This window comes from Xenorhabdus griffiniae (genome assembly GCF_015163655.1).
GTDB classification, from domain to species: domain Bacteria; phylum Pseudomonadota; class Gammaproteobacteria; order Enterobacterales; family Enterobacteriaceae; genus Xenorhabdus; species Xenorhabdus griffiniae.
This window is the reverse complement of record NZ_JADEUF010000156.1, coordinates 1-6,400: the sequence shown is the minus strand read 5'-3', so window position 1 is coordinate 6,400 and position 6,400 is coordinate 1. Positions and strand designations below refer to the sequence as shown.

The window sequence follows — 6,400 nt, the reverse complement described above, 5'->3', positions numbered from 1 at the left end:
CGCTAATATTATTTGAAATAGTTCTTAATCAACTCCTCAAATACCTCGCCAAAATCTACCAAAATATGGTTTTGATTTATTAGCACCGTTTTGTGGGGATCCCTCAGCGCTACGCGGGGAGATATAAGACGCATCTTGAAAGGCGATTAGTATATACAAAAAACGGCACCGCAAGGTGCCGTTAGTTTAATTAAGTAATAACTGATATCTTAGCTATCGCTATAGATATTCACGCGGTCACGTAACTCTTTACCGGGTTTAAAGTGGGGAACATATTTACCGTCCAATTCCACTTTGTCACCCGTTTTAGGGTTACGACCCACACGCGGAGCCCGGTAGTGAAGAGAAAAGCTGCCGAATCCGCGAACTTCAATACGTTCACCTGCGGCTAGTGTTTCTGCCATATGATCAAGCATTTCTTTCACTGCATCTTCAACGGCTTTGGCCGGCATGTGAGATTGCTGCTCTGCAAGTCTTTCGATTAATTCAGACTTGGTCATGGTACCTCCCTAAACTACCGTATTCGGGTAATATTCCCATTATAGAGAATATTACCCGCCGTTATTGACTTAGATTATTCGCCTTTAGCTGCTTTGAAAGCTTCAGCCATTGCGTTGTTAGCAAAGTTTGTGTCTTCTTGTTTGTTCACAGAAGCGATAGCGTCTTTTTCATCAGCTTCGTCTTTTGCACGAACAGACAGGTTGATTACGCGGTTTTTGCGATCAACGCCAACATATTTAGCTTCAACTTCATCGCCAACGTTCAGAACTTGAGTTGCATCTTCAACGCGGTCACGAGAAGCTTCTGATGCACGCAGGTAACCTTCAACACCGTCAGCTAATTCAACTGTAGCACCTTTTGCGTCAACTGCAGTGACTTTACCAGTAACAATGACACCTTTCTTGTTTACAGACAGGTAATTATTGAATGGATCTTCTGCCAGTTGCTTGATGCCCAGAGAGATACGCTCACGCTCTGCATCTACTTGCAGAACTACAGCAGCGATTTCGTCGCCTTTTTTGTATTCACGAACTGCTTCTTCACCTGCAACGTTCCAGGAGATGTCAGACAGGTGAACCAGGCCGTCGATGCCGCCTTCCAGACCAATGAAGATACCGAAGTCAGTGATAGACTTGATTTTACCTTCAACGCGATCGTTCTTGTTGTGAGTCTCAGCAAATTGCTGCCAAGGGTTAGCTTTGCACTGTTTCAGGCCCAGGGAGATACGACGACGCTCTTCATCGATATCCAGAACCATAACTTCCACAACGTCACCAACGTTAACAACTTTGGATGGGTGGATGTTCTTGTTGGTCCAATCCATTTCTGAAACGTGTACCAGACCTTCAACACCTTCTTCGATTTCAACGAAGCAGCCGTAATCAGTCAGGTTAGTTACGCGACCAGTCAGTTTAGTACTTTCTGGATAACGTTTAGCGATTGCTACCCATGGATCTTCACCCAGTTGTTTCAGACCCAGAGATACGCGTGTACGCTCACGGTCGAATTTCAGTACCTTAACTGTGATTTCATCGCCCACATTGACAATTTCGCTTGGGTGTTTAACACGTTTCCAAGCCATATCAGTAATGTGCAGCAAGCCATCAACGCCGCCCAGATCAACGAATGCACCGTAGTCAGTCAGGTTCTTAACGATACCTTTAACTTCCATGCCTTCTTGCAGGTTTTCCAGCAGCTGATCACGTTCTGCGCTGTTTTCAGATTCGATAACTGCACGACGAGAAACAACTACGTTGTTGCGTTTCTGATCCAGCTTGATGACTTTGAACTCAAGCTCTTTGCCTTCAAGGTGAGCAGTGTCACGAACTGGACGAACGTCAACCAGTGAACCTGGCAGGAACGCACGGATGCCGTTCAGTTCTACAGTGAAGCCACCTTTTACTTTGCCATTGATAATACCAGTGACAGTTTCAGCTTCTTCGTATGCTTTTTCCAGCATCAGCCATGCTTCGTGACGTTTCGCTTTCTCACGAGACAAGACAGTTTCACCGAAACCATCTTCTACCGCATCCAAAGCTACGTCGATTTCATCGCCAACCTGGATTTCCAGCTCACCTTGAGCATTTTTGAATTGTTCTACAGGAATTGCAGATTCTGATTTCAGGCCTGCGTCAACCAATACAACGTCTTTATCGATAGCAACCACGACACCGCGAACGATGGCACCTGGACGAGTTTCGATAGCCTGTAGGGATTCTTCAAAGAGTTGAGCAAAGGATTCTGTCATGTTTATGATCTTCAAGATTTTTAATTAACGTCCATTAAGCTTCCAGCCGAATGGGGTTGTTTTACATACCTCGCAACTTTTCCCTGTTACAAGGTGTTTTAGTGTACCAGAATATTTCACTACCAATACACTAGAATTCTATATACATCTTCTTGATACGCTACTGCAATAGCCTATTTGCGAAAATTAACGATTATGCGGGTATTTCCAGCGCGTTTTTCGCATAAACCAGTGCTTTATCAATCACTTCTTCGATAGACATACTGGTCGAATCCAGGATCAATGCATCTTGTGCAGGCACTAAGGGCGCAACAGCCCGATTGCGATCGCGGAAGTCCCGTTCTTGTATCTCGGACAAAAGATTTTCAAAGTTAACACTAAAACCTCTCTCCTGCAACTGCAACATACGTCTGTGGGCGCGTTCTTCCGCACTTGCATCAAGAAATATTTTCACTGGCGCGTCAGGAAATACAACTGTTCCCATATCACGGCCATCAGCTATCAGCCCAGGCGCAATGCGGAAGGCCCTCTGCCGACGTAAAAGTGCTTCACGGACACGTGGGAATGTTGCCGCTTGCGAAGCCGTATTTCCAACGGTTTCAGTACGAATTTCATTGCTGACATCTTCGCCTTCCAGAATGACCCGGAGTTTGCCATTTGCAGGCACAAAACGAACATCCAGGTTTGCAGCCAGAGGAACCAGTGCGTCTTCAGACTGGATATCCACCTGATGATGGATGGCAGCCAGTGCCAATACACGATAAATGGCGCCTGAATCAAGCAACTGCCAATCTAACGCTTCAGCCAATGCCTGACATAGTGTTCCCTTGCCAGCACCACTTGGCCCATCAACGGTTATTACTGGGGCTATCGCCGCCATCATTATCCTCCTTTTCGCATAACATTCGTATAACAGACAGGTCATTTACCGAATGCAAAAAATTGCTTAATTAGCAAGCAATAAAAACCTGTCCTATTATACGCGCTCAGCAGATGAGAGAAACAGGCAAAGCCCATTTATTTCTATCCCTACCGACTTTTGCGTCTCCCTCTATTTTACGTATTGACTGAGCTTTTCGAGCTGATTGAAATAGTCTGGGAATGTCTTTGCTGTACAGCCTGGATCAAGGATAGTAACTGGCGTATCCGACAGAGCTACCAACGAGAAACACATCGCAATGCGGTGATCATTATAGGTCGCAATTTCAGCATGGTTGAGCTTTTCTGGCGGAGAAATTCGAATATAATCATGTCCCTCCTCCACTTCGGCGCCTATTTTTCTCAATTCGGTTGCCATCGCATTTAGCCGATCGGTTTCTTTTACCCGCCAATTGTAGATATTGCGGATAACGGTTTCTCCCTGTGCAAATAACGCAGTTGTCGCAATTGTCATTGCTGCGTCAGGAATAGCATTCATATCCATATCAATGCCCGTCAATGTACCACGCTCACATTCAACAAAATCGTCCCCCCACCGAATCGTTGCTCCCATCTGTTCCAATACATTGGCAAATTGGGTATCCCCTTGCAGGCTATTTCTGCCAATGCCCGTGACACGAACAGTTCCGCCTTTAATTGCCGCTGCTGCCAGAAAATAAGATGCCGATGAAGCATCGCCTTCTACCAGATACTGCCCCGGAGACAAATATTGTTGCTGACCTTTAATGTGAAAAGCCTGATATTGTTCATTGTCTACTGTTACACCAAAACTTTTCATCAGTGCCAATGTAATATCAATATAAGGTTTAGAGACCAAATCACCTTGTATGTGGATTTCCGTGTCATTTTTTGCCAATGGCGCTGCCATCAACAAAGCGGTCAGGAACTGGCTGGAAACAGTGCCATCAACGGTGACTTTTCCGCCTAAAAATCCCCCTTTGATATGCAAAGGCGGGTAATTTTCCTGTTCAAGATAAGCAATTTTTGCTCCACCTTGACGCAATGCATCGACCAAATGACCAATTGGACGTTCTTTCATCCGCGGTTCGCCGGTTAACACCACACTTATGCCATTGTCTCCTAAACTGCTGTCCCCTAGACATAGAGCCGCGGCCAATGGGCGCATTGCTGTACCGGCATTGCCCAAAAACAGTTCAATATCACTTTTGCCCGTAATGCGGCCTCCAATGCCATCGACTTCACAGACAGTCCGATTGGCAGAGAGACGATAGGAAATACCCAATGCAGCCAGAGCGTTAAGCATGTAACGAATATCATCGCTGTCCAACAAATTGGTTAATCGAGTTGTTCCCTTAGCAAGCGCAGCGAGTAACAAAGCGCGGTTAGAAACGCTTTTAGAACCAGGCAAATTAATTGTTCCATTAATATGGGAAATAGGTTGTAACGTCAGGGATTGCATAATAGAGAGGAATCTCCAGAGATGATTTTAGTTTTTAGGATAGATCGAGGATTTTGGGATCGGGAGGTGTTATCCCTCCCGACGATAAAAAATTATGCGTTGCGGCGTTCAAAATCAGCCATAAATTCAACCAATGCGTTTACACCTTCATAAGGCATAGCATTATAAATCGAAGCACGAGCGCCACCCACAACTTTGTGCCCTTTCAATGCATGTAGCCCGTGTGCATAGGCTTCTTCCAAAAACTGACCATCTAATGCAGGGTTAGCCAGTTGGAAGGGGACATTCATGATGGAACGGTTTTGAGGAGCAACACGGTTGATATACAACTTACTGTTATCAACGGCATGATAAAGGTGTTTGGCTTTAGCATGATTACGTTTACTGATCTCTTGTAACCCTCCCTGCTCTTTCAACCACTTGAATACCATGCCAGACAGATACCATGCAAATGTCGGTGGCGTGTTATACATAGAGTCGTATTGAACCTGCACAGTATAATCCAGAATAGATGGTGTATGTGGGTGTGCTTTACCCAGCAGATCTTCACGGATAATGACGACGGTAATCCCTGCTGGCCCGATATTTTTTTGTGCCCCAGCATAAACAACGCCATAACGGCTAACATCAATGGGTGCAGAGAGAATGGTTGAAGAGTAATCGGCAATGACAATTTTATCATCGCCGAAATCAGGCTCTTCAAAAATGGCAACGCCTTCAATCGTTTCATTAGGACAATAATGGACATAGGCAGCATCACTGCTCAAAGTCCATTCACTCATCGGCTTTACGCTTTTGATGCCGTTCGTTTCTGTTCTGATATCAATGATGTTTGGCGTGCAATATTTTTCTGCTTCTTTCGCTGCACATTCAGACCAGTAACCACTGACGATATAATCTGCTGTCGATTTATCACCCAGTAAGTTCAGTGGTAACGCCGAAAATTGCCCACGAGCACCGCCGTGACAAAACAGCACCTTGTAATTCTCAGGTATGGCTAATAAATCTCGGAGATCTTTTTCTGCTTCTGCCGCAACAGCCACAAATTCTTTGCTGCGGTGACTAATTTCCATCACAGATGTCCCCAAGCCGTGCCAGTTGCAAAGTTCCTGCTCTGCACGTCGTAACACTTCCGCTGGCAACATAGCTGGGCCAGCGCTGAAATTATATACCTGACTCATTAACTTCACCCTATCAATGGATACAATAAAATCGGACGCATTGGTTTTATCATTCTCGCCCTGCCACTGCAATGGTTATTAAGAGATTGTCGCAAATATTGTTGCAGCCCATTGGCTACAGCACATTGTATAACTGGCTGATAAACTAAACATTAATAATTAGAATATTAAAAACTACTAAGACTATATCCATTAATATAGGTAAATTAAAAAATTACATTCAATCTCAACTCAAAGTTAAATATAAAAACACCCATTTATTGATTAAATTTAATAATGCAAGATAACATTTTTATAAAAACTAAAAAAAACACTTCACCCTGCATTTTTTCATTTATAATTTATATAAGATAGTTTTGTTGCAAACATAACCATCTCATTATAAATATTTTCACAACCCCCATGCATTACCTAAAATACTTTAACAATCAACCACACCAAATAATTTAGAATTTAAACCAAGATAGAAATAAAGTGTTCCATAAGGGACATATACATTTAAAAACATAACTTTAATTTTTTTACTAAATATTATAATTATCAGCTACTCCAAAAAATCAAAAAATACCTGACAAACAATAACAAGCAACCCCAAAAATAGGATGACATAAA

5 protein-coding genes are annotated in these 6,400 nt (G+C 43.5%); all 5 read right to left on the bottom strand.

The annotated features are described in order from the left end of the window. Positions 1–209: 209 nt before the first annotated feature. Positions 210–500 carry an integration host factor subunit beta gene (gene ihfB / locus IQ211_RS17380; protein WP_045969974.1) on the bottom strand — a complete coding sequence of 97 codons (291 nt, stop codon included), beginning with the start codon at positions 498–500 and terminating at the stop codon, positions 210–212. A 74-nt stretch (positions 501–574) separates the two neighbouring features. Beyond that, entirely contained in the window at positions 575–2,248 is a 1,674-nt protein-coding gene (rpsA, locus tag IQ211_RS17375; protein ID WP_099133860.1) for a 30S ribosomal protein S1, read from the bottom strand. 193 nt (positions 2,249–2,441) lie between these two features. After that, a complete protein-coding gene (gene cmk / locus IQ211_RS17370; protein ID WP_189758510.1) occupies positions 2,442–3,128 on the bottom strand; it encodes a (d)CMP kinase in 687 nt (228 codons plus the stop codon). 171 nt (positions 3,129–3,299) lie between these two features. Continuing rightward, positions 3,300–4,607 (bottom strand): 3-phosphoshikimate 1-carboxyvinyltransferase, encoded by a 1,308-nt coding sequence (gene aroA, locus IQ211_RS17365; RefSeq protein WP_189758509.1) that lies wholly within the window; start codon positions 4,605–4,607, stop codon positions 3,300–3,302. A gap of 92 nt (positions 4,608–4,699) precedes the next feature. After that, positions 4,700–5,788 (bottom strand): 3-phosphoserine/phosphohydroxythreonine transaminase, encoded by a 1,089-nt coding sequence (gene serC, locus IQ211_RS17360; RefSeq protein ID WP_189758508.1) that lies wholly within the window; start codon positions 5,786–5,788, stop codon positions 4,700–4,702. Positions 5,789–6,400: the final 612 nt, after the last annotated feature.